The sequence below is a fragment of the Mesorhizobium sp. M1E.F.Ca.ET.041.01.1.1 genome (assembly GCF_003997355.1).
Lineage (GTDB): Bacteria > Pseudomonadota > Alphaproteobacteria > Rhizobiales > Rhizobiaceae > Mesorhizobium.
In genome coordinates this window covers 1-2,250 of record NZ_RZSL01000789.1, presented here as the reverse complement: position 1 = coordinate 2,250, position 2,250 = coordinate 1, and the positions used below count along the sequence as shown (strand labels likewise).

Genomic DNA, 2,250 nt, shown 5'->3' with positions numbered 1-2,250 from the left:
TTGCGCAGGTGCCTACGATCGACGAGGCTAATCTGGAGCAGGCACGGCAGATTGCATCGGCCACGAGCGAGATCCTCAGCACCGACCGCAACATCATGAACTATACGCAAAAGACGCTGCAGGCCGTCACGGGCGACCGGTCGAGCCAGGCCGGCCAGCTCGCGCAGATGGCCTTCGGCAATGGCGACTTCTCTATGGGGGACGCGCCTTCGCTTGGGAGCGTGATCTCGGGCGGCTCGTTGTCGTTCGCCGGCCTCGGCAATGGATCGCAGGGGATAGTTTCGAACATGATCAACGGCCTGCAGCTGGTGAAAACCATTTCGGGCCTGATCAATGGTCAGACGACGCAGATGGATAAGAACTACAGCGCCCTGGTGAACGTCGCGGCCACGGTCACCGGACTGGTCGACTCCTCGCAAAATGGGGTGAAGACCCGTTCCAGCGCTTTTCAGTCGGGCGCTCAACGGATCGGCACGGCGCAGGACATCAAGGGCTCGATCGATCAGAACAGCCAGATCATGGTGCAAACGGGTCTGACCGTAAACGAGCTGATCGGCGCGGTGAACACCGCTACGGCGGCTGCCAACCAGGAAAACATTGATCGTATGAACCTAATCACCCAGGCCTCGCGGGGGCTCGAATACAAGCCCGGCCAATGACCCTGCGCTTTCTTCTATTAGCGGCCGCCACTATTGGCGCTGTCGCGACCTCGGGATGCAGCCACAAGCCACTCAAGGCTCCGTGCTCTCGTGAGGAGGGACCGATGCAGCCACTGGCGTTCGCGGCGCTCGACCCAAAAACAGACGCGGCGAAGCCATCCGGGTGCGGTCCGATGAAGGCACTCAATAGCGATCCATCTCTGTTTCCAGGTGGGATGGCGAAAAAATGAACTTCAATATCACGACGCTTCTGCAACAGGTCGATCAGTTCGGCAATAACTACGTATCGCAAGCCTACCAGAACCTCGCGTCCGCCCTGACCGGCGGCGGACAGGTGGGTGTCGCCGGCCTGATACTGACGCTATACGTGATATTCTGGGCCATCAGCATCTGGCAGGGAAGCTCGACCGGATCGGGAAAAGAGATGGTCTGGCGCCTGTTCCGCGCCTTCGTCATCTACGCTCTGGCGACGGGCTGGGGGGACTTTCAAACGTATGCCTACACGTTCGCGAATGAAACACCGTCCGCGATCGGGAACAGCCTGCTCACGAGCGTTTCGGCCAATGTGACCGGGACATCGGCCGGGCTGAACTCCGTCAACTCTGTGCAAACGGCCCTGCAAAACATCTGGGATTCGCTCGCCAATTCCACGTCTGCCTTTATCAAGAGCCTTGGGGTTTTGAACTTCGGCGGTTATGTGCTGGCGGCGATCATCCTTGTCGTCGGCGCGCTGCTCATCGGTTATGCGATCTTCCTCATCATCCTGTCGAAGATCTTTCTTTGGCTTTTGCTGGCGCTCGCCCCTGTGTTCATCATTCTCATGCTGTTCGGCTACACAACCCGGTTCTTTGCTGGCTGGATAACCGCGATCGTTCAGTACATGTGTGTGCAGATTCTGGTCTACGCCTTCTGCGCATTCTTCATCTCGATCACCCAGACCTATTTCGACGCGGTTAACCGGTCGAACGGCGCTGCGACAACGACATTGACCGAAGCCGCGCCGCTCATCCTGATCTGCCTTGTTGGCGTGCTGCTGCTGTCGCAAATCACCAACGTTGCCGCCTCTCTCGCGGGCGGAATTGGTATTGGAACGCCTTCGTTTGGGCGGTTCTACGGCGGCGCTTTCGGATCGATGGGCCAGGCCGGTCAGCGGACGCTGATGGGACGGATGGGCTGGAGCACGCGGCAGGAACGCTTGGCGGGTCGCGAGCGGGCGCGCGTGAGCCTCGCACAGAGAAGATACGAGAATTCAGCGGAATATGCGCGGCTTTCGCGCAAGCTGACGGATCCCGCATAGTCTTGGGGCACCAATGAGCGATGTGAAGGAAAGCGCTGGGGAACCGGCGAAGAAACCCGAGTCTCCATTGCCGTACTACGTGGATGCGGCAATCTGGGAAAAAGATATCGCGCGGCGCAATCGCTGGTCGCGATCTCTGGCGTGGTGTGTGGCAACTGTCGCCTCGGTCATTGCCGTTGCAGCCGTGGGCGCGCTGATCCTTGCGCTGCCGCTCAAGACTTATGAGCCCTACATGGTGGTGGTCGACAAATCCACGGGGTTTGTCGACCACCACCATGTAGGGCTCATAAGTCT

Annotated in this window: 3 protein-coding genes; all 3 read left to right on the top strand. The window is 59.3% G+C overall.

The annotated features are described in order from the left end of the window. Nucleotides 1-659, top strand: a 659-nt coding sequence (locus EOA38_RS34155; RefSeq protein ID WP_127301294.1) for a type IV secretion system protein, incomplete at its 5' end; no start/stop codon positions are given. Between the two features lie 226 nt (nt 660-885). Continuing rightward, nucleotides 886-1,956: a type IV secretion system protein gene (locus tag EOA38_RS34145; RefSeq protein WP_127301292.1), complete on the top strand. Its 1,071-nt coding sequence runs from the start codon at nt 886-888 to the stop codon at nt 1,954-1,956. A 13-nt stretch (nt 1,957-1,969) separates the two neighbouring features. Beyond that, the coding region (locus EOA38_RS34140) for a VirB8/TrbF family protein (RefSeq protein WP_245480993.1) at nt 1,970-2,250 on the top strand (281 nt) is incomplete at its 3' end.

Excerpts from the sequence above, each read along its gene's own strand:
- EOA38_RS34145 (WP_127301292.1), top strand. The coding sequence starts at position 886 with ATGAACTTCAATATCACGACGCTTCTGCAACAGGTCGATCAGTTCGGC.